Below are 23,536 nucleotides of genomic sequence, written 5' to 3'. Positions count from 1 at the left end.
TCAAAACGCCAGCGGTGCGTTTGGTCTGACAGAGCCCTCAAGAACCAAGGCTACGTGCCGGACAAAATCGTGACCGATGGCCTCGCTTCGTACAAGGCTGCCTTGCGAGATCTGGGCGGCCTGAAGCGCCACAAACCCGGCCGGTTGCGCGACAACAACCGGGTGGAAAACTCACACCTCCCCGTCCGAAGACGGGAGCGGAAAATGCAGCGGTTCAAGTCCCAGGGTCAAGCCCAGCGGTTCGTTTCCACCCACAGTGCAATCTACAACACCTTCAATATCCAGCGTCACCTCATCTCCCGAAAGACAATGCGACAGTTCCGATCCGCCGCAGTGGCGGAGTGGAACGCTGCGTCTGCCGATGCCGGGTGAAGAAATCAGGCTGCAGCCCTCACGCATGCCGGAAAACTTACCCTGACAAAACCCTCCCTGATCGGCCAGAATTGTTCCCTGTTATCGCGATTCAGTTCCCTGTTACCTCGAGAGCAGGGAAAACGGCATTTTGGACTCAACAAGCTCCTGTTAGACCGCACTATTTTCGGTGCGTCGATGGCCCGATATCGCCCAAAATGGCCTGAATCGACCGAAAATCAGCTGTTTTCCCTGTAAACTTCCCGTGAACAGGGAAACCCAACCGATTGTCATTGGTGCGGAGACTCGCCCCGCAATTCGGGCTCGAACCGGCCGGAGAATGGCCGCAAGATAGCGGCTCATGACGGATTGCAGGCCGCAAACGCCCGGGATTGCGGCCCAATTTCAGGGCAACAAATTACAGAGAGTGGTGGGGAATATAGGTGGCGGGCAAACATAAATTCGAAATGTCGGTTGAGTTTTGTCCTGCTATCGACCGGAAATGTCGCCACTAACTCACCTCAATTTCCGGACAGAGAAAATTTGCCCCGAAAATGAAAAATTCCCCTGATGCAGGGAAAATCGGATGAGTTTCGATATGTGGGAAAATGTTTGTTCTCGAGCCGAAAAAAGCGAGAAAAAACAATAATATAGGTGGCGGAGCGGGTGGGATTCGAACCCACGATAGGCTTTTGACCTATACACACTTTCCAGGCGTGCGCCTTCGACCACTCGGCCACCGCTCCGCATGCCTGTCTTGGCAGAGGCGCGCTCCTAGCTGGCGCGGGGGCGGATGACAAGCGGCGCCTTGCGGCCTATCTCTCGGCCATGACACGCACATTCGGCGAGGCGCCCGGCGCCGACCATATCGAGGCCATTGCCCGCGCCACCATCGCCCGCCTGCCGGAGGAATTCCGCGCGCATCTGGGCGACCTGGTGCTGCTGGTGGAGGACTTTGCCGACGACGAGCTGCTGGCCGAGCTGGGGATCGAGGATCCGTTCGACCTGACCGGCGTCTACGAGGGCTATCCGCTGGGCGAAAAGAGCGTGTCGCTGTCCGGCACCATGCCCGACCGCGTGCGCCTGTTCCGCCGCCCGATCCTCGACGAATGGGTAGCGCGGGGTGACGAGACGCTGGAGCATCTGGTGGCCCACGTGACGATCCACGAGGTGGGGCACCACTTTGGTTTGAGCGACGAGGCGATGCATGCGCTGGAGGAGATGGCGGGGTAACAAAGATTTCCCGTTCGCATCAAGCCCATCGACTTCGCTCAGGATAAACTTCGGACCAGCAGTCCGAAGTCGAGATGCCGTGCTGTGGTGTCTCGACTTCGCTCGACACGAACGGAACTCGGGTTGTGGGGCGAAGGATTTCTGACACTATGCATCGCATGAACCGCCTCGCTCTCCTCGCCCTGCCCCTGGCCCTCGCCGCGCCTGCGATGGCGCAGGAGGCGGAACCGGTCACCCCCGCCTCCATCGTCGAAGCCGCCGCGCCGGAGGAATGGGTGGCGATTGCGCCGGAAGACCTGCTGGTGATGGACCTCGCTCCCGATGCGGCTGGGCGCGCGCGGCAGGTGGTGATCCAGTTGATGCCCGCGCCGTTCAGCCAGCCGTGGGTGGAGAACGTGCGCAAGCTCGCCCGCGCCCACTGGTGGGACGGGACGAGCGTTTACCGCGTGGTCGATAACTGGGTGGCGCAATGGGGTGATGTGAGCGAGGAGAAGCCGTTGCCGGAAGGCACTCTGGCAACGACCGGCCTGCCCTATGCTTCCAGGCCGAGCCGACTCAATCGACCACTCATCGAAGAATATCTGGGAAATGCTTACGAGGGCATCACCGACCACCGGATAGCTTGGCTCGATGGCTACGCGGACTGGCCGCGAACGGGACATTACGCAGACATGGAAATGTGGATAGACGGCTGGCCAATCGCAGCCGACAAGAATGGAGAGGGAGTCTGGCCCATCCACTGTTACGCCCACGTCGGCGTCGCCCGCGACCTTGCGCCCGATACCGGCACGGGCGCTGAACTCTACGCCGTAATCGGCCATGCGCCGCGCCAGCTCGATCGCAACATCGCGGTGGTGGGCCGGGTGATTTCCGGCATCGAGCACCTCTCCACCCTGCGACGCGGGACGGGCGAGGCGGGGGTCTATGAATATCGCGCCGAGGACACGCCGATTGTTTCGGTAAGGCTGGGAAGCGAGTTGCCAGAAGCGCCGCAGTTTGAATACCTGTCCACGGAAGGCGAGAGCTTCGCCCGCTATGTCGAGAGCCGCGCCAACCGCAACGATGCGTTCTACACCGTGCCGGCGGGCGGGGTGGATGTGTGCAATGTGCAGGTGCCGGTGCGGGCTGCGGCGCGGTGACGCCACCACCCCCAACCCCCTCCTCTAAAGAAGAGGGGGCTTTCGATGTCTGTCACACCGGGACGCTGTGGTTGTGGGCGGGGCCGGACGGCTCGGCGAGCTGGCATTTCCTCACCATCGATGGCGCGGCAGGCGAGGCGATTGCGGCGCATGAGGCGCTGCGGCGGCTGGAACTGGGGAGTGGTCGCGGGTTCGGCTCGGTCAAGGTCGAGGCGCGGATCGGCGGGACCGCGTGGCGCACCTCGGTATTCCCGAGCAAGGCGCATGATGGCTACCTGCTGCCGGTCAAGCTGACCGTGCGCAAGGCGGAGGACCTGGCCGAAGGCGATGCGGTGACGGTGGAGCTGGCGCTGCTCTAGTCAAGGCACCGCGTTCTCTAAACTAAACTCCGTCATCCTGAACTCGTTTCAGGACCCATCATGCCGCAGTCGCGGAGTTTGGGGATAAGGAACCATGTTGTCAGGTTGCTGTCTCACTCTCGGCTCAGCGCAATCATCGAGATGGATCCTGAAACGAGTTCAGGATGACGAGAAGGGATGGCGGAAAATGGGCTGTCCTAAACCCGCTCCGCTTCCGCCACGCTGTCACTCGCCCGCAAGCTCGAAACGATCCGCGTGATATGCGCCAGGTCCTGCACTTCGAGGTCCACTTCATAGGTGTGGAACGGATCGTCGCGCTGGGTGAGTTCGAGGTTCATCACATTGGCATTGTTGCGCGCGAAAGTGCCCGCCATCTCGGCCAGGGTGCCCGGGCGGTTGTAGAGCGTCACATGCAGCCGCCCCACGGCCCCGCGCGAATGTTCGCCCCATGACAGGTCCACCCAGTCGGCATCCTGTCCACTGGCCAGTTCCATGCAATCAATGGCGTGGACTTCCACCCCCTGCCCCTTGCGCCGGAGGCCCACGATGCGGTCGCCCGGCAAGGGGTGGCAGCACTGGGCGAGCGTGAAGCCCATGCCCGGCGTCAGGCCCTTGATGCTGATCGCGCGGCCTTGCTGCGGTTCGTCCGGCAGGTCCGCGGTGGAGCCGGGTACGAGGGCTTCCATCACCTCGCGGTCGGTCAGCTTGGCCGTGCCGATGGCGACCATCAGGTCTTCCTCATCATCCAGTTCCAGCCGCTCGACCGCCGCCAGACGCGCCTTCTTGCCGACCTTGGCGGGCAGCCGCTCCACGATCTCGTCAAACAGCTTGGAGCCGATCTCGGCAATCTCGGCGCGTTCCTTCTGCCGCACGGCACGGCGGATCGAGGCGCGGGCCTTGCCGGTGACGACAAAGCCCAGCCACGAAAGCTGCGGCGTGGCATGGGGCGATTTGATCAGTTCCACCACGTCGCCATTGCCCAGCGGCGTCCTCAGCGGCATGTGTCGGCCGTTGATCTTGGCCCCCACGGTCTGCGCGCCAAGATCGGTATGGACGGCGAAGGCGAAATCCACCGCGGTTGCCCCGCGTGGCAACTGGAACAGCGCGCCCTTGGGGGTGAAGGCGAAGATGCGGTCCTGGTAGATCGCCATCTTGGTATGTTCGAGCAGTTCCTCGGCATCGTGGCTGGCATCGACGATCTCGATCAGGTCGCGCAGCCAGCCCACCGCGCCATCGGGCCGGTCATCCTGCTTATAGGCCCAGTGCGCGGCATAGCCGAATTCGTTGGTGCGGTGCATTTCGTGCGTGCGGATCTGCACTTCCACCCGCATCGATCCCGAATGGATCAGCGTGGTGTGCAGACTGCGGTATCCGTTTGATTTTGGAGTGGAAATGAAATCCTTGAACCGCCCCGGCACCATCTGCCACGCGGTATGGAGCACACCCAGTGCGCGGTAGGTATCCTCCACGCTTTGCGTCAGCACGCGGAAGGCCATGATATCGGTGATCTGTTCAAACGAAACGTGGCGTTCGGCCATCTTCTTCCAGATCGAAAAGGGGTGCTTTTCGCGGCCCGATACTTCCACCTGCAGGCCCGCCTCGGCCAGGGCCTGCTTGATCTTCAGGGCAATGGCATCGACCTGCCCGCCTTCGCTGGAACGGATTTGTTCGAGCCGGCCGGTGATCGTGGCATAGGCCTCGGGCTCCAGTTGCTCGAAGGCGAGCATCTGCATTTCGCGCATATATTCGTACATGCCCACCCGCTCGGCCAGGGGGGCGTAGATTTCCATTGTCTCGCGAGCGATGCGGCGGCGCTTTTCCGGATCCTTGATGAAATGCAGCGTGCGCATGTTGTGCAGCCGGTCGGCCAGCTTGACCAGGAGCACGCGCAGGTCTTCGGACATGGCGAGGAGGAACTTGCGCAAATTCTCGGCCGCCCGCTCGTTTTCGGGCATCTGTTCGATCTTGGACAGCTTGGTTACGCCATCGACCAGCCGCGCAACATCTGGGCCGAACAGCGCCTCGATATCCTCGATCGTGGCCAGGGTATCTTCCACCGTGTCATGCAGCAGGGCGGTGATGATGGTTTCCTGGTCCAGCTTCAGGTCGGTCATCAGGCCCGCCACTTCGACCGGGTGGCTGAAATAGGGATCGCCGCTGGCGCGCTTCTGGCTGCCGTGCTTCTGCACCGTATAGACATAGGCGCGGTTGAGCAGCGCCTCGTCGGCGTCGGGATCGTAGGCTTTCACCCGTTCAACAAGTTCATACTGGCGCAGCATCGCCCCCTGATGTGCGGTGCAGCGTGGCATTCGGCAAGTCACAAAGCGTGGCCAGACGCGCATAGGTAAAGGAACCGAATGAAAGCAGGCGTAGTTTTACCGGCATATGACCCTCGCTGACCACACCCCGCCCGACGCGCGCAGCAGCGCAGAAACCCTGCGTGCCGAGCTGGAGAGCTGGATCGCCGAGCCGGGTTTCCCCTGCGTCGGCGCCAAGTCCGCATTGGCCCGCGGCACGCTCAAGGTGGTGCCCGCGCGCGACATCACCAGCGGGTGGAACGATGTGCAGCTGCATGACGAACTGCTCCACTGGGCCTATGACTACCGCGACGAGCCTGGGGGCCTGCGTAGCCTGGCAGTGGTGTTCGAAGGCCCGCTCGACCTCGACGAGGACCAGTTCGAGCAGCATATGTGGGAACGCATCCAGTCGCTGGCTGACAAGGATCACTGGCGCGGCCAGCCCTATGATGCGCGGGTAAGCCCGGATCCGGCCAATCCGCATTTCTCGCTGAGCTTTGGCGGCGAGGCGTTCTTCGTGGTCGGCCTCCATCCGCAGGCCAGCCGCCCGGCCCGCCGCTTTGCCCGGCCCACAATGGTGTTCAACCTCCACGACCAGTTCGAGAAACTGCGCGAGGAGGGCCGCTACGAGAAGATGCGCGAGACGATCCTCGATCGCGACCGCAAGCTGTCGGGCGACATCAACCCCATGCTCGCCCGCCACGGCGATGCCAGCGAGGCGCCGCAGTATTCCGGGCGGCTGGTCGATCCGTCATGGACCCCGCCGTTCAACGACAAGCGCGCATGATGGGCGCCAACATCATTCCGCCGCGCAGTGGCGTTGCCCTGCGCCTGCACGCAGGCGAGGCGCTGGAAGTGGTGGACCTGATGGGCTGCCAGGTGGCGGACCTTGTCGCCTACAACATCGCCGATGTACGCGAGGTGCTGTCGAACGGGCGGACCTTCGATTACGAGGAAACGCTTAAGCTGACGAAGGGCAACACGCTGTGGTCCAACCGCTCCAACCCCATGCTGGAAATCACGCACGACGATGTCGGCTGCCACGATTTCCTGCTGACCCCGTGCAGCGAGGCGACGTTCGCCCATTTCTATCCCGACAAGCCGCTCCACCGCGGCTGCTTCGGCAACCTGGCCGAGGCGCTGGAACCCTATGGGGTTGAACCGGACATGATCCCCACCGCCTTCAATGTGTTCATGAACGTGCCGTTCGATGGGGCGAGCGGGAAGATCAGCGTCGAGCCGCCGCCATCGAAGGCGGGCGACGTGATCCGGCTGGAGGCCAAAATGGACCTGGTAGTGGGCCTTACCGCATGCTCCGCCTATGCCTCCAACGGCGGTACGTTCAAGCCGATCGGCTGGCGGGTGCTGCCGCCGCGCTAGGCCAGCCTCTCACCCCCAGGTCGCCTCGGGCGGCAGGCTCATCAGGATGGCATCGATGTTGCCGCCGGTCTTCAAGCCGAACAGGGTACCCCGATCATAGACGAGGTTGAATTCGGCATAGCGGCCGCGCCATTCGAGCTGCTGCTGCTTGTCGGCGGGCGAGAACTCCGTGTTCATGCGCCCGCGCACGATCTTCGGGTACACATCGAGGAAGGCCTCGCCCACGTCGCGGGTAAAGGCGAAGTGGCGGGCGAAAGCGGCTTCATCCTCGCACTCCAGGTGATCGTAGAAAATGCCGCCCACGCCGCGATGGACGTTGCGGTGGGGGATGAAGAAGTAATCGTCTGCCCACTGCTTGAAGCGGTCGTAATAGGTCGGGTTGTGCGCGGCGCAGGCGGCGCGGAAACGGGCGTGGAAGGCCTCGGTGTCTTCCTTGTATGGCAGTGGCGGATTGAGGTCCGCCCCGCCGCCGAACCATGCGGCCTGTGTCGTCAAAAAACGGGTGTTCATGTGGACCGCAGGCACGTGCGGGTTGGCCATGTGGGCGACCAGCGAAATGCCGGTGGCGGTAAAGCCGGGGTTGTCCACGCTGGCACCGTTGATCGTGCCGGCAAACTGGGGGGCAAATTCGCCCGACACGGTCGAGACATTGACGCCGACCTTCTCGAACACCTTGCCCTTCATCACCCCGCGCACGCCGCCGCCGCCATCGGCGCCGTCATCGGTCTCGCGGTCCCAGGCGAGGTATTCAAAGCTCGCATCCGATCCCGCCTCGCGCTCGATCGCCTCGAACGCGGCGCAGATGCGGTCCCGCAGGGCTTCGAACCAGGCGCGGGCCTCGGCGGTTTGATTGGTCCAGTCGGTCATTTCGGTCTCCCCCCTCCCGCTTGCGGGAGGGGCTGGGGGTGGGCATGGCGGGCGGGCGCAGCGCCCACCCCGCTGCGACTAGGCACGGGCTTGCGCCCATGCAAGTCTCGCTACCCCTCCCGCAAGCGGGAGGGGGTTGTCAAGCGCGGTCCGAACAGGCAAGTGCAAGGGCATGGTTCCTGTTTCGTTCGCTTTCGATTTTTGCGGGGAGGAGTTCCGCCTGGCGGGCGCGCGAGCGCTGTTCTGGCCGCGCGAGAATGCCCTGCTGGTGGCGGACCTGCACCTGGAGAAATCCAGCTACTATGCCCGCACCGGCCAGATGCTGCCGCCCTATGACAGCCGCGCCACGCTGGAAATGCTGGCGGGGCTGGTCAAGGAAACCGGCGCGCGGCGGATCTATACGCTGGGCGACAATTTCCACGATGGCGCAGGCGCGCTGCGGCTGGAGCCCCATGCGGCGGGGATGCTCGATGCGCTGACCCGTGCGCTCGACATGGTGTGGATCACCGGCAATCACGACAGCAAACACCATGACCATGCACCAGCCACGGTGGGGGGCAATTTCGTGGACGAGCTGGAACTGGCGGGGCTGGTCCTGCGCCACCATGCCAAGGCGGGCGAGACACGGCCCGAGCTTTCCGGCCATTTCCACCCGCGCCTGCAACTGAAAGTGCGCCAGCGGTCGATCCGCCGCCCCTGCACGGTGATCAGCGCTTGCGATGGGGGCTCGGGCCGGATGATCCTGCCCGCCTTCGGCTCGCTGACAGGGGGCATGGATGCGGCCGATCCGGCGATCCTTGCCGCCATGCAGCCTGCAAACGCGATCGACGCGGTGGTTCCGGCAGGCGAGCGGCTCGCGCGCTTTCCACTGTGGCGGGCGGCTTAGGGTCAGGACCCATTAACCGCACCATCGAGGCGTCGGAATGGCGAACATTTCGGACTGAAAGGGCCGCCGGGAAGGCTGGATGCCTTTCCAAGGCCGTTTCGGTTCGAGATGGAAGCCATTCCGACGTCCCGAAGGGATTTGGCCAAAACGGCCCATTGCTGCGTCAGGAAGCCTTGAAATATGGGTATATTCCTGCGGCTTCCTTCCTTGCACTGAGCCGTTTTGACTCAAACCTCGATGGTGCGGTTATTGGGTCCTGACCCTAGAGCGTAACCGGTCCCCGCAGGTAGGGTACCTCGCCCTCGCCCGCATAGTGTGCGCCATCGGGGAAGCGCACTTCCACGCCCGCAAGGTCGCCATCTTCCGCCAGCCGCAGGTTTACGCCGGTGACCACATCGCCGTGCTTTTCCTGCGCGGCGGGCGTGAGGCGGAAATGGGTGGTGCTGCCGCAAGCGGCGCAGAAGTGCAGTTCGGCAGAAGGATACTCCTTGTCGGCGCGGACGAAAGTGGCCGTGACACCTTCAACGGTCACATCGGCGGGAGCGAAATAACCCCAGCGCGCGCCGGACTTGCGGCACAGCGCGCAGTTGCAATCGTTCAGGTAGTCGGGGAGGCGGGCGGTTTCGATGCGGACTTGGCCGCAGAGGCAGGTGATGCTGGTCATGGCGTGGCCCCTAGCATGAGCCTGCCCGCAGCGGAATGTCGCGAGGCTTTCCTACAGGCCTGCAACCGGCCTAGCTGGCGGGCATGATGAAAAGGCCCGAAATGCATGTTTCTCCCGGGACGGTGTCACTTTGTCCGCCGGTATTCAACGCGCTGATAGAAAGCGCTTTTCTGGCGCAAAACAAAGGTGACAGGGTGTCACTTGTGTCACCTTTGTCCGCGCAGGCGGTGCGGGCATTGTGGTGGCGGGGCCACGGCGCAGGTCAACCGGAGGCGCGCGCCATGTCCCCACTAGCGCGCGGGCCACTTTCCCCCTACATAGCGCGCTTCGACAGCAATTGCAGGAGCATACCCATACCACGTCCACCCCGCCGCATGATGGCGCCGCCGGTCAAGTCCGGCCCCCGTTTCGACCAGCTCATCCAGTCCGACAAGGTTCGCGTCATTGACGAGGCGGGCGAAAATATCGGCGTCATGTACACCAATGAAGCGATCGAGCAGGCGGCCTCTGTGGGGCTGAACCTCGTTGAAGTCTCGCCCAACGCGGACCCGCCGGTGTGCAAGTTCCTCGATGTCGGCAAGTTCCGCTATGAGGCGCAGAAAAAGGCCAACCTCGCCCGCAAGAGCCAGAAGACGCAGGAGATCAAGGAGATCAAGGTGCGTCCGAACATCGACGATCACGACTATGACGTGAAGTTGAAGGCGATGAACAAGTTCATCGACAACGGCGACAAGGTGAAGGTCACGCTGCGTTTCCGTGGCCGCGAAATGGCCCACCAGCACCTCGGCCTGGACCTGCTCAAGCGGGTGCAGGAAGACATGGGCGAAACCACCAAGGTGGAAAGCTTCCCGCGCCTCGAAGGCCGCCAGATGGTCATGGTGCTCTCACCCAAGTAAGCGCTCTTGCCCCCTCGCCGCTGCCCGCTAGGATGGCGGCAGAGGGAGGCAATTTCGCATGACAGCCAGCCGTATCGGCTTCTGGATCGGCCTGGCCGGATTTGCCACCACCCTCGTCCTCCCCGCGCCCGGCACCATGCCGGCAGAGGCGTGGATCGTGGCCGGGCTGGTGGTGTGGATGGCGGCCTGGTGGATGACCGAAGCCGTGCCGCTGACGGCCACGGCTTTGATCCCCTTCGTGATCCTGCCCTTCGCCGGGATTTCGACTGCGGCGGAAACCGCCTCGACCTATTACTCGGACATCCTGTTCCTGATCCTGGGCGGGGCCTTCCTCGCCCTCGCCATCGAGCGGACCGGCCTCCACCGCCGCCTGTCGCTGGCCATCCTGCGCACGGTGGACCGGCCGGGCAGCTCCGCCAAAGGGAGCGGCGGGCGGCTGCTGCTGGCCTTCATGGCGAGCGCGGCGCTGCTCTCGATGCTGATCTCCAACACCTCGACCGCGCTTATCATGATGCCGATGGCGCTCGCCGTGCTGGCGGGTGGGGGGCTATCGGACCCCGAATGCAAGAGCGGCCTTTCGGGCGCCCTGCCCATCGGCATCGCCTTTGCCGCCTCCATCGGCGGGCTCGGCACCATTGTCGGATCGCCGACCAATGCCATTGCCGTCGGCCTGCTCGACCAGACCATCGGCCTGCGTATCAGCTTTGCCGAATGGACGCTGTTCGGCCTGCCCATCGTGATCCTTGGCGTGCCGCTGGCGGCCTTCATCGTGCTCAAGGTCTGCCGCGTGGGAGAGCACCCGTTCGACCTTGCCGCAGCCCGCGCCGCGATCGACACCCACAGCGCCTGGACCGCGCCCGAGCGGCGGCTGGTTCCGCTGGTGGCGCTTACCTTCATGGCCTGGCTGCTGCAACCGCTGCTGGTGCCGCTGCTGCCCGCTGGCTCGCTGACCGACGGAACCATCGCCGTGATCGCCGGTCTCGCGCTGTTCCTGCTGCCCGATGGCACCGGGCGGCGGATGCTGGTTTGGAAGGAAGCCGACCGCGCGCCCTGGGCGGTCATCATGATGTTCGGCGGCGGGCTGGCGCTGGCGGCGGGCATGACCAAGAGCGGCCTTGCCACCTGGCTGGGACAGGCTCTGCTGCCGCTGGCGGGAGTGCCGATGTTCGTGGTGGCCCTGGCGCTGGTGGCGCTGGTCATCCTCGTCACCGAATTTGCCAGCAATGTCGCCACGGCGAGCGGCATCATGCCCGTGGTCGCCAGCCTCGCCATTGCGCTGGGCGGCGATCCCATGCTGCTGGCCATGCCTGCCGCGCTGGCGGCGAGCTGGGGCTTCATGCTGCCCGCGGGGACCGGCCCCAACGCCATCGCCTGGGCGACGGGCCGCGTGCCGCTGGCGAGCATGGTGCGCGCCGGTCTGCTGCTCGATATCGCGGGCGTGTTCCTGATCGTGTCTGTCTGCTGGCTGGTTGCGGGGATCTAGGCAGCAGTCGCCAGCCGCAGCTTCTTCACCGGCGCAGCCCCGGCAATCTCCCGCACCGGCAGGTGGACGGCAAAGGTCGTCCCGCTGCCCGGCTCCGAGACAACCTCGATCCGCCCGTCCATCAGGGTGATAAGCTGGCGGCAAATGGCGAGCCCCAGCCCCGATCCGCCATGCTCACGCGCTACGCTGCTGTCCGCCTGCTGGTAGCGCTCGAATATCCGCCCCAGCGCTTCAGGCGCGATGCCCCGGCCGGTATCCGCCACTTCGATCAGCAAGTGCGTGCCGAACCGACCGCGCGCCGCCTGCACTTTGAGTGCCACGCTGCCGCTGTCCGTAAACTTCACCGCATTGCCAACAAGGTTGAGCAACACCTGCCGCAGCCGCAGTGAATCGCCGATGATGCGCGGCGGCACATCGGGGTCGATGGTGCAACGGATGGCGATGCCCTTCTCCGCCGCACGCGGCTGGAACATGGCGGTGCAATAGGCCAGCTCGTCGTACAGCGCGACCTCGCCCTGCTCCAGCTCCAGACGCCCGGCCTCGGCGCGGGAGAAATCGAGGATATCGTTCAACAGGCGCACCATGGCCTGGCCGCTTTCGGCGATGTGATCGACGCTGGCGCGCTGGGCGGCGGTCAACCGGCCCTGCTGCCGCAACAGGTCGGCAAAGCCGAGAACGCCGTTCATCGGCGTGCGGATATCGTGGCTCATCGAAGCGAGGAACTGCGCCATGGCATCCGAATGCCGACGCAGTCGGCGGATCATCAGGCCCAGGGGAACGCCGGCCGCCACCATGCCGGCGGCAAACAGCGCCATGGCCAGCAACGGATAGTCCGACATTCAGGCATTCTCCCCAAGTTCCGGGAGATGCCCTAGCCGATCATGGTCAATGGTCCTGCACTTGGTGGATAGGGGAAAGCCCTCAGCCCTTCCACTCGCGCCGCTCCTCGCCCTGGCGGAGCACTTCATAGGCGAGCTGGCAGGCCTGGAACGCCTTGACCGCCGCTTCGTCACCGGGGCGCACATCGGGGTGCAGTTCCTTGGCCCGGGCGCGCCAGGCCTTCTTCACGTCCTCGAACGTGGCATCGGTTTCAAGGCCGAGCACTTCCAGCGCGCGCATCTCGTCACGGCTGCGGGTGCCATCGCCGCTGCCGCCCCAGCCATAGTGCTGGGCTTCGGAGTAGCCGGCGTTGTCGCGCTGTTCGGTGCGGGCGCGTTCCTCGGCTTCTTCCTTGTCGAGACCCTCGAAATAGTCCCAGTTGCGATTGTATTCGGCCGCGTGCTTCTGGCAAAAATACCAGCGGTCCTTGGAGTTGGGGCTTTTGGGCGCGGGACAATCGCCCTTTTCGGTACACAGGTGACGGTCGCAGATGCGCACTTCCACCGCCTCGCGTCCGGCACCATAGGCGCGCCAACGCGGGAAACCCCAATCCATCGATCGACCCGATCGCGCCATCAGTACGTCTTTTCCTTGAGCATCGGGCGGTTATAGGCGCGGGAGGCGCAACATGTAACCTCCCGAATGCCATCCTGAACTCCACATGCCCCTAAGTCCCGGTTACAATTGCTTACCCGATGCTGCATTGCAATATGGCGGAGCAGACCTATCTGCCGATCGCAGGTCCAACCAACGGATATCCGATATGAGCAAGCAACTCGCCATTTCCGCCGCTTTCAGCGTGTTCGCGATGGCCGCTTTCGCGCTTTCGGCAACGTCGGGCCAGATGCCAACGGGCGCGCAGACCGAAATCCACGCGCCCGCCGGTTTTTCAATCCATTCGGCTATTGCCGACTGATCACTGGATCATCACCGTGACCGCGCGGCGGTTGCGGGCCCATGCCTCCGCATTCGAACCGGTGGCAGCCGGGCGCTCTTCACCATAGCTGACCACGCGCACGCGGGCATCGGGAACGCCCAGGCTGACCAGGTAGTTCTTGGCCGCATTGGCGCGGCGCTCACCCAGGGCGAGGTTGTATTCGCGGGTGCCGCGTTCGTCGGCATGGCCTTCCACCGTGGCGCGGGCGCTGGTGTGCTGCAGCAGGTATTCGGCCTGGGCGCGCAGGGCGGCGGCATCCTCGCTGTCGATGTTGTACATGTCGGTATCGAAATAGATCACGTCACGGCCAGACATGGCAGCAGCGAAGTGCGCCTGCGAACCTGGGGCAGGCGCTGTCGACTGCGCAGGAGTGGGTGTTGGCGTTGAGGTGCTTGGTGCACCCGTCTGCTGCACAGGCGGCAATTCAGCCGGCGGCTTCTTGGAACAGGCCGCCAGCGCCAGAACGCCAATGGCGACGCCGATAAGGGCACTTTTCTTCATCTCAGTCTCCTCTGTTATATTCAAACGTAACGAACATTCCCGGCAATAAACCGGAAAAGGGAACAAAATTAGGGCAGGACTGGCCCCCACGCCGGGTCGGATGCGCCGACCGGAGTATTCAGGCGGCGCTCGTTGCGGCCGGTCAGGTCGACCTGCCAGATCGACGTTTCGCCGGAATTGCGTTCAGTGCGGAAGAACTGGATGATGCGGCCGTTGGGGGCCCAGGTCGGGGCCTCATCCTGCCAGCCGTTGGTCAATGTGCGCATGTTGCGGCCATTGGTATCCATCACCCCGATGTGGAAATCGCCCACGATGTGGGTGAAGGCGATCTGGTCTCCGCGCGGGCTCCATTCGGGCGTGGCACAGCGCCCGCCGAAGAAGCTGATGCGGCGCTGGTTCGATCCATCCGCATTCATGATGTAGCACTGCTGGGTGCCCGACTGATCGCTTTCAAACACGATCTGGCTGCCATCGGGCGAATAGGATCCACCGACCTCGATCGACGGCGAAGTGGTGAGGCGCAGCGGCGTGCCGCCTGCCGCAGGAACGCGGTAGATGTCGGTATTGCCGGCCGTGGCCATCGAATAGAGGATATAGCGCCCGTCCGGGCTCCAGCGCGGAGCAAAGGTCGGCCCGCCGGTTTCGGCCACCAGCCGCTGCCGCCCGCTGTCGATATCGTAGATGTAGATGCGCGGATTGCCGTCGGCATAGGACAGATAGGCGATGCGGGTGTAATCGGGTGAATAGCGCGGGGTCAGAGCGGTGGACTGGCCATTGGTGATGAAGCGGTGGTTGGCCCCGTCGCTGTCCATGATGGCGAGGCGCTTGACGCGGTTTTCCTTCGGCCCTGTCTCGGCGATATAGGCAATGCGGCTGTCGAAGAACGGGCTTTCGCCCGACAGGCGCGAATAGACCATGTCGGCGCAGCGGTGCGCGGCGCGGCGCCAGTCGGCCGGGGCGACAACCCAGCCATCGCGGATGAGCTCGTCTTCCAGCACCACGTCATAGAGATAGCAACCGACGGTCAGGCGGCCGTCGGGGTTTGGCCGCACATAGCCCTGCACCAGCATTTCGGCACTGCGCCCGCGCCAGGTGGGCCAGGCCGGATTGGTGATCTGGGTAAAGCTTGGCCGCGGCAGGGCATCGGGGCCGACCGGACGGAACAGGCCGTTGTTGCGCAAGTCGTTATAGACCACGCGCGCCAGTTCATGGCCGAGCGCCGCAGTGCCGCTGGCATTGGCGGCGGTGGGCACGTCCTCGTTGGTGGCGAAGCTGGCGATGGCAATGCCGAGGTCGTTCCACGCGTCGGCGGTGACTGTGCCAGTCAGGGGACCACTGCTCGCTCCTTCGCTGCCGAGCGCTTCAGGCACTGTCACCGCAGGCGATTGGGGTTGCTGCGCCAGAGCTGGGGAGGACACTGCAGCCAGCAGGCCGACAAGGACGATGGAGAGATTCTTATGATTCATCATTGGGCCAACCTGTTGTCAAAGTTCCATTCCAGATCCTGCCAGATCGAATAATAAGTTTCCGGCAGGTTGAATGGTGCTGCAAGTCTTACGGCGCGAACCGCCTGTTCCTGATGCCGGGCAACCTGAGCGCGATTGTTGTCGTTGACCCCGTCGGTCCGCAGTGCTCGCGGTGTCCCGGCCACTGTGCCGTCCCGATTGAGGCGAAAGGCAACGACGGTCACCAATTGGTCAACGCCGACCCCTGACGGGGGGTTCCAGTGCGGCTTCAACTGCCGGTTGATTGCGCTAACGATCGAACTGCGCACAGCAGGGGAAGCTACTTCACCCGGCGAGCCGCGATCGCCCGTGCTGTCACTCATCCCCTGCATGAAGTTCTCGTTCACCCGGCTGCCGGTGGCGCGGGTGGGGGTTGCGGTTGGAGCGGGAGTGGGGCGCGCCGTCGGCGTTGGCGTTGGCCGCGGAGCCTGGGTGGCTGTCGGCGTGGGTGTAGGCGTTGCCCGCCGCGTCGGTGTGGCAGTGGGAGTTGGCGTGGGGCGCGGGGCCTGGGTCTGCACCGGGCGCGGTACGGGCGGCGGTGGCGGGGCCTGCAGCACTTCGGGCTCGGGAATGGGCGCGATCTCCGGCGCGAGTGCGGCGGCAGGTTCGGCAGAAGGATCGGGCGCGGTGGATTGCAGGCTCACATCGGTCGCCAGGCTCACCGTGATCCGCTCAGTCCGGGGAACCGGCTCGACCGACTTGTCGTGCAGCACGAAGGCCAGCATCAGCGCAACGTGCGCCGTACCCGCTACCAGCAGGCCGAGGCGTTCTTCGCGCGAAAGGTTGGCGTAGGCTTCCATGCTCTCCCTGGGGCTATGGCGCTTCGGATGAACCGCTGGTGACCAGCGTGACCTGGTTGAAACCGGAACGGTTGAGCTCGCCCATCACCGCCATCACCCGGCCATAATCGAGGCCGCGATCGGCCCGCAGGGTCACCACCGGCATCTCCGCCGTTGAGCGCGTCGAGGCCAGTTGTTCGAGCGCGACAGGAAATTCGCCCGCCTCGATCAGCGTCTCGTCAACATAGATGAAGCCGGACTCGTCGATCGACACGGTCACCTGGTCCACGTCCTGCTCCATCGGATTGGCGCGGCTTTCGGGCAGGTCCACCGGCACCCCGCTGGCCAGCATCGGGGCGGTGATCATGAAGATGATGAGCAGCACCAGCATCACGTCCACAAAGGGCGTGACGTTGATCTCGGCCATCGGCGCGCGGCGACTGGAGCGCCCGCGCTTACGACCGGACGAGTTGAGGCCCATCGCCATCAGGCGGCCTCCATCTCGCGGCTGACCTGGGCCTGGACCTTGTCGGCAAAGCGGGCCAGCCGCGCCTCGAAAGCGTCCACGCTGGACGAGAAGCGGTTGTAGGCAATCACCGCCGGGATGGCTGCGGCAAGGCCGATCGCCGTGGCGAACAGCGCCTCGGAAATGCCCGGCGCCACCACGGCGAGGCTGGAATTGTTCTGCAGGCCGATCTGGAAAAAGCTGTTCATGATGCCCCAGACCGTGCCGAACAGGCCCACAAACGGCGCAACCGCGCCGGTGGTGGCAAGGAAGTTGAGCCGCTCGGCCAGCTTGTCGGCCTCGACCGCCACCTGTCCATCCATTGCCTGGGCAATCCGCGCCTGGGTGGCGGTGGCGTTGCGGATACCTTTCTTGGTGGAGCGGCGGAATTCGCCCAGCCCTGCGGCCGCCACCCGGCCCGAAGGATTCTCACTCTTGGCCCGGGCGATCAGCGCCTCGGGATCGTCATGCTGCCAGAACTCCTGCTCGAATGCAGTGCAGGCCCGCCGGGTCTTTGCCATGCGGGAGGAGAAGGCAAAGATGATCGTCCACACCCAGACCGATGCCAGCACCAGCCCGACAATCACCAGCTGCACCACGAAGTCGGCATCGAGGAACAGCTCGACCGGATCGAGCCTGGTGGGGGCAATGGCACCGGCGGCAGACAGGATATCGAACGAAGTCATGCAGTTTCTTTCACTGGGATGAAGCGGAATTGGGCCGATAGAACTGGTCGAACGCGGCGCGCCATGCGTCGGGCTGGCGGCGCGGACGACCGCTAGGGGCTATAAAGCCCACACGGATGGCAAGTTCCACCAGCAGTTCCTCCCCTCGGACCACACGCTGCACCAGCCGGACGCTGGCGGCCCGCAATTCAGCAAGGTCTGTTTGAACGACAAGTGAATCATCGAGCCGCGCGGGCGCGAAAAAGCGCATGTTCGCTTCGGCCACGGCATAGTTTCCTGCGCCGTCCTCGTGCGCGGCCCGCTGGTCTATTCCCAGCACCCGCAACATGTCCGACCGGGCGCGTTCGCAGAACCTGAGGTAGTTGGCGTGATAGACTAGGCCGGAGAGGTCCGTATCCTCGTAATAGACGCGCAGCGGGAAGAGGTGGCGCGCACCATCAAACAGTCCCGAAGCAGGTTCTGGCACGCTTTTCATAGACGAACCGCCTTACACGTGGGACGAGTCGTGCGACAAGCCCCAATCGGCCTATCCGGCGATCATCCGGCCAAGCGGCTTTCCACCGAACAGGTGGACATGGAGATGCGGCACTTCCTGCCCGCCACTGGCCCCCACATTGGCCAGCAGCCGATAGCCCGGCTCCACCAGTCCGAGCTGGCGCGCCACCGTGCCAACAGCGCGCACGAACCCGGCAATCTCGGCCTCGCTCGCGCCCGCCGAGAAGTCATCCCAGCTTACCCATTGGCCCTTGGGGATCACCAGCACATGGACCGGCGCCTGCGGGGCGATATCGTGGAAGGCGAGCGCATGCTCATCCTCGTATACCCTGTTGCACGGGATCTCGCCGCGCAGGATCTTGGCAAAGATGTTGCCGGGATCGTAGGGCAAGGTTGCGTCCACGGCCATCAGCCTGCCCCCCTCGCCGCTTTCTCGTCCAGCCCCGAAACCCCTTCGCGCCGCGCCAGTTCGGCGCGGACATCGGCCAAGCCCAGGCCGCGGGCGTTGAGGGCGACGAGCAGGTGGAACACGATGTCCGCTGCCTCGCCCACCAGCTCCTCATCACTGCCTGAGAGCAGGGCGACAGCAGCCTCCACCCCTTCCTCGCCCAGCTTGCGAGCGATGAGCGGCAAGCCGCGGGCGTGGAGCTTGGCCACGTAGCTTTCGTCGGGACTTGCGGTGCGCCGTTCGGCGATCACCTGTTCCAGCTGGTCGAGAATATCCATCGGCAGGGGATGCTTCCCCCGCGCCGCAAGGTCAAGCGGCTCAATCCTGCGGATCGTCCTTCTTGCGCATGGAAAAGCGGCGACCAAGGAACAGGCCCGCCAGGCCCAGCGCGAACAGCGTCAGGCTGTTACCCTCGGGCACCTGCGCGCTCGCGGAGGCGGCGCTGGCCGGCGCCGCGAACAACACCAGGCTGAGCGAGAGGATCAAAAGGATGCGGGCGATCATGCATTGTGCTTGGCCATCGCGCGGCGATTCCCGCAATCGGCCAAGTCTTAACGTCCCGTCGTGGGACTGCTTGGATAAATATCCCTAAGAGGGCGATCAGGATCGTGCAGGAAGTCCGGCAGCGCGCAGGGCGGCATGGGCCTCGGCGATGGTGTGGGTGCCGAAGTGGAAAATGCTGGCGGCCAGCACCGCGCTGGCATGGCCCTCGGTCACGCCGTCGACCAGGTGTTGCAGGTTGCCCACCCCGCCGCTCGCCACCACCGGCACGCTGACGGCATCGGCAATGGTGCGGGTGAGCTTCAGGTCATAGCCCTTCTGCGTGCCATCTCCGTCCATAGAGGTGACGAGCAGTTCGCCCGCACCCAGTTCGGCGAGACGGATGGCGTGTTCCACCGCATCGATCCCGGTTTCGCGGCGGCCGCCATGGGTGAAGATTTCCCAGTGGTCATGCACCCAGCGCGCATCCACGCTGGCGACCACGCACTGGCTGCCCATTTTCTGCGCGATGTCGTCCACCACTTCGGGGCGGCTGACCGCAGCGGAATTGACCGCCACCTTGTCTGCACCAGCCAGCAGCAGTGCGCGGGCATCCTCCACCGTGCGGACCCCGCCTCCAACGGTCAGCGGCATGAAGCACACTTCCGCCGTGCGCCGCACGATATCGAGCAGGGTGCCGCGCCCTTCATGGCTGGCGGAAATGTCGAGGAAGCACAATTCGTCCGCCCCAGCCGCGTCATAGGCTTGCGCCTGCTCCACCGGATCACCGGCGTCCTTCAGGTCGACGAAATTCACGCCCTTGACCACGCGCCCGTCGCGCACGTCCAAGCAGGGTATGACGCGGATGCGGACGGTCATCTTGTCGAGTTCCCGCCGATGTTGCCCATGAGATTGTAGAAGACGATGGCCGAAAGCACCACGACCAGGGCAAAGAATGCCACCAGCCCCCAATATGCCGCAGGTTTGCCGGTGCGCATCACCTGCCGTCCGGAAAAGTGCGCCGCCCCGCTTCTCAGCGCCTGCCCGACATAGGCCAGCGAATAGAGGCAGGCCATTCCCGCGATCAGCGCGGCGATGATTTCGCTCATGACCGTCCCCTACCCGCGCCCGGCTATGGCAATCGCCGTCGCCAGGTCCAGCTTGCCTTCGTAGATCGCGCGGCCCGTGATTACACCTTCGATCCCGTCCACCGCGTGCAGCGCCAGCATGCGGATATCGTCCAGCCCCTTCACGCCGCCGCTGGCGATCACCGGAATGTCCACCCGGCGCGCCAGGTCCACGGTCGCCTCGATATTCACGCCCTTCAACAGGCCGTCGCGGCCGATGTCGGTGAACAGCAGGCTGGCAACGCCCGCATCCTCGAACCGGCGGGCGAGATCGACCACTTCGACATCGGATACCTCGGCCCAGCCCTCGGTCGCGACCATGCCGTCCCTGGCATCCACTGCCACGACGATGCCGCCGGGGAATTCCTTCGCCATGTCCTTGACGAATTCGGGGTCCTTCAGCGCGGCGCTGCCCATCACCACACGCGCGACGCCCAGCTCGAACCAGCCTTCCACCGCCGCGCGCGTGCGGATGCCGCCGCCAAGCTGCACATAGCCGGGGAATGCGGCGACAATGGCTTCCACCGCCTCGCGGTTCTCGGCCCGACCGGCAAAGCTGCCGTCGAGATCGACCACGTGGAGGTGCTGCGCGCCGGCCTCGGCAAACAGCAACGCCTGGGCTGCGGGATTGTCGCCATAGACAGTGGCGCGGTCCATATCGCCTTCGGACAGGCGCACGACCTGCCCGGCCTTCAGGTCAATAGCGGGAAAAACGATCATTGGGGGTTCCACTCAAGGAAGCGGGCGAGCAGATCCAGGCCATACTTCTGGCTCTTTTCCGGGTGGAACTGCACGCCCAGCAGGTTGTCGCGCGCCACTGCCGCCACCAGCCCGCCGCCGTGATCGGTCATCGCGGCAATGTCGCGGCCATTTTCGGCAGCGAAGTGGTAGGAGTGGAGGAAATAGGCCTCACCCGGCTCGATCAATTCGGCACCATCGTGGTGCGGAGTGGGAGCAACATCGTTCCAGCCCATGTGGGGGATCTTGATGGCGGGATCGGTCCGCTCGACCAGCTTCACATCGCCCGCGATCCAGCCAAGGCCGGCAGTCTCGCCATGCTCCAGCCCGCGGGTGGCCATCAGTTGCATGCCCACGCAGATGCCGAGGAACGGCACGCCATCGCGCATCACCCGCTGCTCCAGCGCCTCGGCCATGCCTGGAATGCCGAACAGCCCCGCCGCGCAGGCCCCGAAGGCGCCGACCCCCGGCAGCACGATCCGGTGGGCGCCGAGTACCAGCTCGGGATCGGCGGTCACGGCAATCCGCTCCGCACCTGCCGCCATCAGCGCATTGTGAACCGAGTGAAGATTGCCCGCGCCGTAGTCGATCAAAGCGATCGCTTCAGCCACCAAGCTGCCCCTTGGTACTGGGCACGGCCCCGCCCTTGCGCGCGTCCAGTTCCACCGCCTGGCGCATGGCGCGGGCAAGTCCCTTGTACATGGCTTCGCAGATGTGGTGGTTGTTCTGGCCGTAGAGCAGCTGGCAGTGCAGCGTCAGGCCCGCAGCCTGGGCCACCGAATGGAACCAGTGCTCGATCAGTTCGGTGTCCCACTCGCCCAGCTTTTCCTGGGTGAAGCGGCACTTCCATACGAGGTATGGGCGGCCCGAGATGTCCAGCACCACGCGGGCCAGCGTCTCGTCCATCGGCGAATGCGCCTCGCCATAGCGGCCGATCCCGGCCTTGTCGCCGATCGCCTGCGCCAAGGCCTGGCCGAGCGCGATGCCGCTGTCTTCGGTGGTGTGGTGCTGGTCCACATGCAGGTCGCCCCGCACTTTCAGCGTCACGTCGATCAGCGAGTGTCGGCTGAATTGCTCGATCATGTGATCCAGGAAGCCGATCCCGGTGGACACGTCATAGGTGCCCGTCCCGTCGAGGTTCACTTCGACAAGGATATCGGTTTCGGCTGTCTTGCGCTCTGTCCTGCCGGTTCTCATGGCCCTGCCTATAAGACGCGGCGCCGCCCATGCAAGAGACTCGCAGTGGATGACCGTCGCTTTGCGCCTTGACCAACGGCCCCGCGATAGTCACCTAGCTTGCGATATGAGCCAGGATAATCTCGACAGCCTGATCCCTTACGACGAGATCGTGCAGGAAGCCCTGCGTGCCGTGGTCGGTCGCGTGCTGGGCGAAGTGGAAGCTTCGGGCGGCATGCTGCCCGGCGCGCACCACTTCTACATCACCTTCAAGACGACTGCGCCGGGTGTGCAACTGCGCACCGACCTGCGCGAGCGTTTCCCCGACGAGATGACGATCGTTCTGCAGAACAAGTTCTGGGGCCTGAAGGTAGGCGATACCGGCTTTTCGGTCGGCCTGTCATTCAACCAGCGTCCGGCGGAGCTGATCATTCCCTTTGCCGCGATCACTGCCTTCGTCGATCCGGCGGTCGACTTCGGTCTGCAGTTCCAGGCCGCCACGACCGATGTCGAACCGACCGACCACGATGATCCGGAAAACGACGGCCCCAATGGCGGCGGCGATGGCGGTCCGGTTGTAAAGGCGGATGATGGATCGAATGTCGTTTCCGTGGATTTCGGAAGGAAGAAGTAGTTCAAGGGACCCAACCGATGGCGCGACGCACAGGCAAGAATACAGGGAAAGGCGTGAGCCGACCCGCAGCCGAAGTCCCCGGGGTTACCGACAATCCTGCCACCAACCTGCTGCTGGCCGATATCGTTATGCGGACAGGTTCCTACCTGCTGCGGCGCGTTGTCCAGCGTGGCTTTCTCAAGCAGCGCTATGGCAAGGACACGGCGCGCGAGATCGTGCACAACCGCTCGCTTGGCCGGACGCTGGTCTCGGTCGCAGTGGCCCGGCTGGCAACGAACTCGATACCCGGTGCCATGCTGGTGGGCACGGGAATTGCCGCCAAGCTGCTGTACGAACGCGGCAAGTCACGCCACCAGGCCACGCGCGAAGGCGATGCCGAACTGCTCGAGATGTCCGAGGATTGATCTTGCGCCGCACTTGAAAAATGGCCCGCTGCTGTGCAGGAGCGGGCATGGCCGATTCCGCCCACCTCCCCCGCCGCGGGCTGATGTTCATCCTATCGTCGCCATCAGGCGCGGGCAAGACCACGATTGCCCGCAAGCTCTTGGAGCAAGTGCCGGGCATCGGCATGTCGGTCTCGGTCACCACGCGACCGATGCGGCCGGGAGAAGTGGCGGGCAAGGACTACATCTTCACCGACCAGGCCGAATTCGACCGCATGGTGGAAGATGGCGAGTTCCTTGAATGGGCGCGGGTGTTCGGCAATTGTTACGGAACGCCCAAGGCACAGATCAAGGCTGGCCTGAAGGAAGGCCGCGATTTCCTGTTCGATATCGACTGGCAGGGCACCCAGCAACTCTACCAGCGGGCCGAGACAGACGTGGTCCGCGTGTTCCTTTTGCCGCCCAGCTTGGCCGAGCTGGAACACCGGCTGAGCTCGCGCGGAACCGACAGCGCCGAAGTCGTCGCCGGGCGCATGGCCCGCGCCAAGGACGAGATCAGCCACTGGGACGGCTATGACTATGTCGTGGTCAACGACAATATCGAAGATTGCTTCACCAAGGTCCGCACGATCCTGGAAGCCGAACGGATGAAGCGCGCGCGCCAGACCGGCCTCGTCGATTTCGTGCGCCACCTGATGGTCTAGGCCT

Annotated in this window: 31 protein-coding genes, 1 tRNA gene and 1 pseudogene; 13 read left to right on the top strand and 20 right to left on the bottom strand. The window is 64.4% G+C overall.

The genetic code is table 11. The annotated features are described in order from the left end of the window. Nucleotides 1-18: 18 nt before the first annotated feature. A pseudogene (locus M3P36_RS05790) lies at nucleotides 19-372 on the top strand (DDE-type integrase/transposase/recombinase); the annotation flags it as partial. A 634-nt stretch (nucleotides 373-1,006) separates the two neighbouring features. Here the strand turns inward: M3P36_RS05790 and M3P36_RS05785 are convergent. Beyond that, nucleotides 1,007-1,097 (bottom strand) — tRNA-Ser (locus M3P36_RS05785). 82 nt (nucleotides 1,098-1,179) lie between these two features. Between M3P36_RS05785 and M3P36_RS05780 the strand changes: the two genes are divergently transcribed. The 3 genes from M3P36_RS05780 to M3P36_RS05770 all read left to right on the top strand — a co-directional run bounded on the left by M3P36_RS05780 (nucleotide 1,180) and on the right by M3P36_RS05770 (nucleotide 3,082). Next, the gene (locus M3P36_RS05780; RefSeq protein ID WP_249702296.1) at nucleotides 1,180-1,584 is read left to right on the top strand and encodes a metallopeptidase family protein; all 405 of its coding nucleotides are present in this window, start codon (nucleotides 1,180-1,182) and stop codon (nucleotides 1,582-1,584) included. 158 nt (nucleotides 1,585-1,742) lie between these two features. Next, nucleotides 1,743-2,723, top strand: a complete 981-nt coding sequence (locus M3P36_RS05775) for a peptidylprolyl isomerase (RefSeq protein ID WP_249702295.1) — start codon at nucleotides 1,743-1,745, stop codon at nucleotides 2,721-2,723. Next, a complete protein-coding gene (locus M3P36_RS05770) occupies nucleotides 2,720-3,082 on the top strand; it encodes a DUF1905 domain-containing protein (RefSeq protein ID WP_349630543.1) in 363 nt (120 codons plus the stop codon). The genes M3P36_RS05775 and M3P36_RS05770 overlap by 4 nt, the downstream gene beginning before the upstream one ends. Before the next feature lie 197 nt (nucleotides 3,083-3,279). On the opposite strand, the gene M3P36_RS05765 is transcribed toward M3P36_RS05770, so the two are convergent. After that, nucleotides 3,280-5,361: a RelA/SpoT family protein gene (locus M3P36_RS05765; protein WP_249702293.1), complete on the bottom strand. Its 2,082-nt coding sequence runs from the start codon at nucleotides 5,359-5,361 to the stop codon at nucleotides 3,280-3,282. A gap of 106 nt (nucleotides 5,362-5,467) precedes the next feature. Between M3P36_RS05765 and gntA the strand changes: the two genes are divergently transcribed. Both gntA and M3P36_RS05755 read left to right on the top strand, forming a co-directional pair. Beyond that, nucleotides 5,468-6,166, top strand: coding sequence for a guanitoxin biosynthesis heme-dependent pre-guanitoxin N-hydroxylase GntA (gntA, locus tag M3P36_RS05760; protein ID WP_249702292.1), 699 nt, complete (start codon nucleotides 5,468-5,470; stop codon nucleotides 6,164-6,166). After that, nucleotides 6,163-6,759 (top strand): DUF1989 domain-containing protein, encoded by a 597-nt coding sequence (locus M3P36_RS05755; protein WP_502798361.1) that lies wholly within the window; start codon nucleotides 6,163-6,165, stop codon nucleotides 6,757-6,759. The genes gntA and M3P36_RS05755 overlap by 4 nt, the downstream gene beginning before the upstream one ends. Nucleotides 6,760-6,768: 9 nt before the next feature. On the opposite strand, the gene hemF is transcribed toward M3P36_RS05755, so the two are convergent. Continuing rightward, nucleotides 6,769-7,626, bottom strand: a complete 858-nt coding sequence (gene hemF, locus M3P36_RS05750) for an oxygen-dependent coproporphyrinogen oxidase (RefSeq protein WP_249702291.1) — start codon at nucleotides 7,624-7,626, stop codon at nucleotides 6,769-6,771. Nucleotides 7,627-7,798: 172 nt separating this feature from the next. On the opposite strand from hemF, the gene pdeM reads away from it, so the two are divergent. Continuing rightward, complete coding sequence (pdeM, locus tag M3P36_RS05745) at nucleotides 7,799-8,512, top strand: ligase-associated DNA damage response endonuclease PdeM (RefSeq protein ID WP_249702290.1); 714 nt, start codon at nucleotides 7,799-7,801, stop codon at nucleotides 8,510-8,512. A gap of 262 nt (nucleotides 8,513-8,774) precedes the next feature. On the opposite strand, the gene M3P36_RS05740 is transcribed toward pdeM, so the two are convergent. Continuing rightward, nucleotides 8,775-9,176 (bottom strand): GFA family protein, encoded by a 402-nt coding sequence (locus M3P36_RS05740; RefSeq protein WP_249702289.1) that lies wholly within the window; start codon nucleotides 9,174-9,176, stop codon nucleotides 8,775-8,777. Nucleotides 9,177-9,550: 374 nt separating this feature from the next. On the opposite strand from M3P36_RS05740, the gene infC reads away from it, so the two are divergent. Next, nucleotides 9,551-10,072, top strand: coding sequence for a translation initiation factor IF-3 (gene infC, locus M3P36_RS05735; RefSeq protein ID WP_249702288.1), 522 nt, complete (start codon nucleotides 9,551-9,553; stop codon nucleotides 10,070-10,072). 58 nt (nucleotides 10,073-10,130) lie between these two features. Next, entirely contained in the window at nucleotides 10,131-11,555 is a 1,425-nt protein-coding gene (locus M3P36_RS05730) for an SLC13 family permease (RefSeq protein WP_249702287.1), read from the top strand. On the opposite strand, the gene M3P36_RS05725 is transcribed toward M3P36_RS05730, so the two are convergent. Beyond that, nucleotides 11,552-12,394 (bottom strand): sensor histidine kinase, encoded by an 843-nt coding sequence (locus M3P36_RS05725; RefSeq protein WP_249702286.1) that lies wholly within the window; start codon nucleotides 12,392-12,394, stop codon nucleotides 11,552-11,554. The genes M3P36_RS05730 and M3P36_RS05725 overlap by 4 nt on opposite strands. 82 nt (nucleotides 12,395-12,476) lie before the next feature. Then, on the bottom strand, nucleotides 12,477-13,010 hold the full coding sequence (locus M3P36_RS05720) for a J domain-containing protein (protein WP_249702285.1): 534 nt from the start codon (nucleotides 13,008-13,010) through the stop codon (nucleotides 12,477-12,479). Between the two features lie 187 nt (nucleotides 13,011-13,197). On the opposite strand from M3P36_RS05720, the gene M3P36_RS05715 reads away from it, so the two are divergent. Next, nucleotides 13,198-13,350: a hypothetical protein gene (locus M3P36_RS05715; protein WP_249702284.1), complete on the top strand. Its 153-nt coding sequence runs from the start codon at nucleotides 13,198-13,200 to the stop codon at nucleotides 13,348-13,350. Here M3P36_RS05715 and pal read toward each other — a convergent pair whose 3' ends face one another. The 14 genes from pal to hisB all read right to left on the bottom strand — a co-directional run bounded on the left by pal (nucleotide 13,351) and on the right by hisB (nucleotide 21,832). Continuing rightward, nucleotides 13,351-13,872 carry a peptidoglycan-associated lipoprotein Pal gene (pal, locus tag M3P36_RS05710; RefSeq protein WP_249702283.1) on the bottom strand — a complete coding sequence of 174 codons (522 nt, stop codon included), beginning with the start codon at nucleotides 13,870-13,872 and terminating at the stop codon, nucleotides 13,351-13,353. It abuts the gene before it with no gap. A gap of 68 nt (nucleotides 13,873-13,940) precedes the next feature. Beyond that, on the bottom strand, nucleotides 13,941-15,338 hold the full coding sequence (gene tolB / locus M3P36_RS05705; protein ID WP_249702313.1) for a Tol-Pal system beta propeller repeat protein TolB: 1,398 nt from the start codon (nucleotides 15,336-15,338) through the stop codon (nucleotides 13,941-13,943). Continuing rightward, nucleotides 15,338-16,177, bottom strand: coding sequence for a cell envelope integrity protein TolA (gene tolA, locus M3P36_RS05700; RefSeq protein WP_249702282.1), 840 nt, complete (start codon nucleotides 16,175-16,177; stop codon nucleotides 15,338-15,340). The genes tolB and tolA overlap by 1 nt, the downstream gene beginning before the upstream one ends. Nucleotides 16,178-16,190: 13 nt before the next feature. Continuing rightward, nucleotides 16,191-16,643 (bottom strand): protein TolR, encoded by a 453-nt coding sequence (gene tolR / locus M3P36_RS05695; RefSeq protein WP_249702281.1) that lies wholly within the window; start codon nucleotides 16,641-16,643, stop codon nucleotides 16,191-16,193. After that, nucleotides 16,643-17,347 (bottom strand): protein TolQ, encoded by a 705-nt coding sequence (gene tolQ, locus M3P36_RS05690; protein ID WP_249702280.1) that lies wholly within the window; start codon nucleotides 17,345-17,347, stop codon nucleotides 16,643-16,645. Before tolQ ends, tolR begins: the two co-directional genes overlap by 1 nt. A gap of 10 nt (nucleotides 17,348-17,357) precedes the next feature. Beyond that, nucleotides 17,358-17,822: a YbgC/FadM family acyl-CoA thioesterase gene (locus tag M3P36_RS05685; RefSeq protein ID WP_249702279.1), complete on the bottom strand. Its 465-nt coding sequence runs from the start codon at nucleotides 17,820-17,822 to the stop codon at nucleotides 17,358-17,360. A gap of 51 nt (nucleotides 17,823-17,873) precedes the next feature. Continuing rightward, nucleotides 17,874-18,251, bottom strand: a complete 378-nt coding sequence (locus tag M3P36_RS05680) for a histidine triad nucleotide-binding protein (RefSeq protein WP_249702278.1) — start codon at nucleotides 18,249-18,251, stop codon at nucleotides 17,874-17,876. Beyond that, on the bottom strand, nucleotides 18,251-18,568 hold the full coding sequence (locus M3P36_RS05675; RefSeq protein WP_249702277.1) for a phosphoribosyl-ATP diphosphatase: 318 nt from the start codon (nucleotides 18,566-18,568) through the stop codon (nucleotides 18,251-18,253). Before M3P36_RS05675 ends, M3P36_RS05680 begins: the two co-directional genes overlap by 1 nt. Before the next feature lie 40 nt (nucleotides 18,569-18,608). Then, entirely contained in the window at nucleotides 18,609-18,794 is a 186-nt protein-coding gene (locus tag M3P36_RS05670) for a PEP-CTERM sorting domain-containing protein (RefSeq protein WP_249702276.1), read from the bottom strand. A 96-nt stretch (nucleotides 18,795-18,890) separates the two neighbouring features. Next, complete coding sequence (gene hisF / locus M3P36_RS05665) at nucleotides 18,891-19,649, bottom strand: imidazole glycerol phosphate synthase subunit HisF (protein WP_249702275.1); 759 nt, start codon at nucleotides 19,647-19,649, stop codon at nucleotides 18,891-18,893. Beyond that, nucleotides 19,646-19,879, bottom strand: a complete 234-nt coding sequence (locus M3P36_RS05660; protein ID WP_249702274.1) for a hypothetical protein — start codon at nucleotides 19,877-19,879, stop codon at nucleotides 19,646-19,648. The genes hisF and M3P36_RS05660 overlap by 4 nt, the downstream gene beginning before the upstream one ends. 9 nt (nucleotides 19,880-19,888) lie before the next feature. Then, nucleotides 19,889-20,617 (bottom strand): 1-(5-phosphoribosyl)-5-[(5-phosphoribosylamino)methylideneamino]imidazole-4-carboxamide isomerase, encoded by a 729-nt coding sequence (gene hisA / locus M3P36_RS05655; RefSeq protein WP_249702273.1) that lies wholly within the window; start codon nucleotides 20,615-20,617, stop codon nucleotides 19,889-19,891. Beyond that, on the bottom strand, nucleotides 20,614-21,246 hold the full coding sequence (gene hisH, locus M3P36_RS05650) for an imidazole glycerol phosphate synthase subunit HisH (RefSeq protein ID WP_249702272.1): 633 nt from the start codon (nucleotides 21,244-21,246) through the stop codon (nucleotides 20,614-20,616). Before hisH ends, hisA begins: the two co-directional genes overlap by 4 nt. Further along, on the bottom strand, nucleotides 21,239-21,832 hold the full coding sequence (gene hisB / locus M3P36_RS05645) for an imidazoleglycerol-phosphate dehydratase HisB (protein ID WP_249702271.1): 594 nt from the start codon (nucleotides 21,830-21,832) through the stop codon (nucleotides 21,239-21,241). Before hisB ends, hisH begins: the two co-directional genes overlap by 8 nt. Nucleotides 21,833-21,938: 106 nt before the next feature. Here hisB and M3P36_RS05640 point away from each other — a divergent pair, with 106 nt between their 5' ends. The 3 genes from M3P36_RS05640 to gmk are packed head-to-tail and all read left to right on the top strand — an operon-like array spanning nucleotide 21,939 to nucleotide 23,532. Beyond that, a complete protein-coding gene (locus M3P36_RS05640; protein WP_249702270.1) occupies nucleotides 21,939-22,445 on the top strand; it encodes an SspB family protein in 507 nt (168 codons plus the stop codon). A gap of 53 nt (nucleotides 22,446-22,498) precedes the next feature. Continuing rightward, nucleotides 22,499-22,849, top strand: coding sequence for a hypothetical protein (locus M3P36_RS05635; protein ID WP_249702269.1), 351 nt, complete (start codon nucleotides 22,499-22,501; stop codon nucleotides 22,847-22,849). 47 nt (nucleotides 22,850-22,896) lie between these two features. Then, nucleotides 22,897-23,532: a guanylate kinase gene (gene gmk / locus M3P36_RS05630; protein WP_249702268.1), complete on the top strand. Its 636-nt coding sequence runs from the start codon at nucleotides 22,897-22,899 to the stop codon at nucleotides 23,530-23,532. The last annotated feature ends 4 nt before the right edge of the window (nucleotides 23,533-23,536 follow it).

It is taken from the genome of Altererythrobacter sp. KTW20L (assembly GCF_023501975.1).
GTDB lineage: Bacteria > Pseudomonadota > Alphaproteobacteria > Sphingomonadales > Sphingomonadaceae > Alteraurantiacibacter.
The sequence above is the reverse complement of the archived record's forward strand: the minus strand, read 5'-3'. Positions and strand labels throughout refer to the sequence as shown.

Excerpts from the sequence above, each read along its gene's own strand:
- pal (WP_249702283.1), bottom strand. The coding sequence starts at position 13,872 with ATGAAGAAAAGTGCCCTTATCGGCGTCGCCATTGGCGTTCTGGCGCTG.
- M3P36_RS05775 (WP_249702295.1), top strand. The coding sequence starts at position 1,743 with ATGAACCGCCTCGCTCTCCTCGCCCTGCCCCTGGCCCTCGCCGCGCCT.
- M3P36_RS05765 (WP_249702293.1), bottom strand. The coding sequence starts at position 5,361 with ATGCTGCGCCAGTATGAACTTGTTGAACGGGTGAAAGCCTACGATCCC.
- M3P36_RS05740 (WP_249702289.1), bottom strand. The coding sequence starts at position 9,176 with ATGACCAGCATCACCTGCCTCTGCGGCCAAGTCCGCATCGAAACCGCC.
- M3P36_RS05685 (WP_249702279.1), bottom strand. The coding sequence starts at position 17,822 with ATGAAAAGCGTGCCAGAACCTGCTTCGGGACTGTTTGATGGTGCGCGC.
- tolQ (WP_249702280.1), bottom strand. The coding sequence starts at position 17,347 with ATGACTTCGTTCGATATCCTGTCTGCCGCCGGTGCCATTGCCCCCACC.
- hisB (WP_249702271.1), bottom strand. The coding sequence starts at position 21,832 with ATGAGAACCGGCAGGACAGAGCGCAAGACAGCCGAAACCGATATCCTT.
- infC (WP_249702288.1), top strand. The coding sequence starts at position 9,551 with ATGATGGCGCCGCCGGTCAAGTCCGGCCCCCGTTTCGACCAGCTCATC.
- M3P36_RS05725 (WP_249702286.1), bottom strand. The coding sequence starts at position 12,394 with ATGTCGGACTATCCGTTGCTGGCCATGGCGCTGTTTGCCGCCGGCATG.
- M3P36_RS05640 (WP_249702270.1), top strand. The coding sequence starts at position 21,939 with ATGAGCCAGGATAATCTCGACAGCCTGATCCCTTACGACGAGATCGTG.
- M3P36_RS05755 (WP_502798361.1), top strand. The coding sequence starts at position 6,163 with ATGATGGGCGCCAACATCATTCCGCCGCGCAGTGGCGTTGCCCTGCGC.
- M3P36_RS05780 (WP_249702296.1), top strand. The coding sequence starts at position 1,180 with ATGACACGCACATTCGGCGAGGCGCCCGGCGCCGACCATATCGAGGCC.
- M3P36_RS05730 (WP_249702287.1), top strand. The coding sequence starts at position 10,131 with ATGACAGCCAGCCGTATCGGCTTCTGGATCGGCCTGGCCGGATTTGCC.
- pdeM (WP_249702290.1), top strand. The coding sequence starts at position 7,799 with ATGGTTCCTGTTTCGTTCGCTTTCGATTTTTGCGGGGAGGAGTTCCGC.
- hisA (WP_249702273.1), bottom strand. The coding sequence starts at position 20,617 with ATGATCGTTTTTCCCGCTATTGACCTGAAGGCCGGGCAGGTCGTGCGC.
- gmk (WP_249702268.1), top strand. The coding sequence starts at position 22,897 with ATGGCCGATTCCGCCCACCTCCCCCGCCGCGGGCTGATGTTCATCCTA.
- hisF (WP_249702275.1), bottom strand. The coding sequence starts at position 19,649 with ATGACCGTCCGCATCCGCGTCATACCCTGCTTGGACGTGCGCGACGGG.
- tolR (WP_249702281.1), bottom strand. The coding sequence starts at position 16,643 with ATGGCGATGGGCCTCAACTCGTCCGGTCGTAAGCGCGGGCGCTCCAGT.
- hemF (WP_249702291.1), bottom strand. The coding sequence starts at position 7,626 with ATGACCGACTGGACCAATCAAACCGCCGAGGCCCGCGCCTGGTTCGAA.
- M3P36_RS05720 (WP_249702285.1), bottom strand. The coding sequence starts at position 13,010 with ATGGCGCGATCGGGTCGATCGATGGATTGGGGTTTCCCGCGTTGGCGC.
- M3P36_RS05680 (WP_249702278.1), bottom strand. The coding sequence starts at position 18,251 with ATGGCCGTGGACGCAACCTTGCCCTACGATCCCGGCAACATCTTTGCC.
- M3P36_RS05670 (WP_249702276.1), bottom strand. The coding sequence starts at position 18,794 with ATGATCGCCCGCATCCTTTTGATCCTCTCGCTCAGCCTGGTGTTGTTC.
- M3P36_RS05675 (WP_249702277.1), bottom strand. The coding sequence starts at position 18,568 with ATGGATATTCTCGACCAGCTGGAACAGGTGATCGCCGAACGGCGCACC.
- tolB (WP_249702313.1), bottom strand. The coding sequence starts at position 15,338 with ATGAATCATAAGAATCTCTCCATCGTCCTTGTCGGCCTGCTGGCTGCA.
- M3P36_RS05660 (WP_249702274.1), bottom strand. The coding sequence starts at position 19,879 with ATGAGCGAAATCATCGCCGCGCTGATCGCGGGAATGGCCTGCCTCTAT.
- M3P36_RS05715 (WP_249702284.1), top strand. The coding sequence starts at position 13,198 with ATGAGCAAGCAACTCGCCATTTCCGCCGCTTTCAGCGTGTTCGCGATG.
- gntA (WP_249702292.1), top strand. The coding sequence starts at position 5,468 with ATGACCCTCGCTGACCACACCCCGCCCGACGCGCGCAGCAGCGCAGAA.
- tolA (WP_249702282.1), bottom strand. The coding sequence starts at position 16,177 with ATGGAAGCCTACGCCAACCTTTCGCGCGAAGAACGCCTCGGCCTGCTG.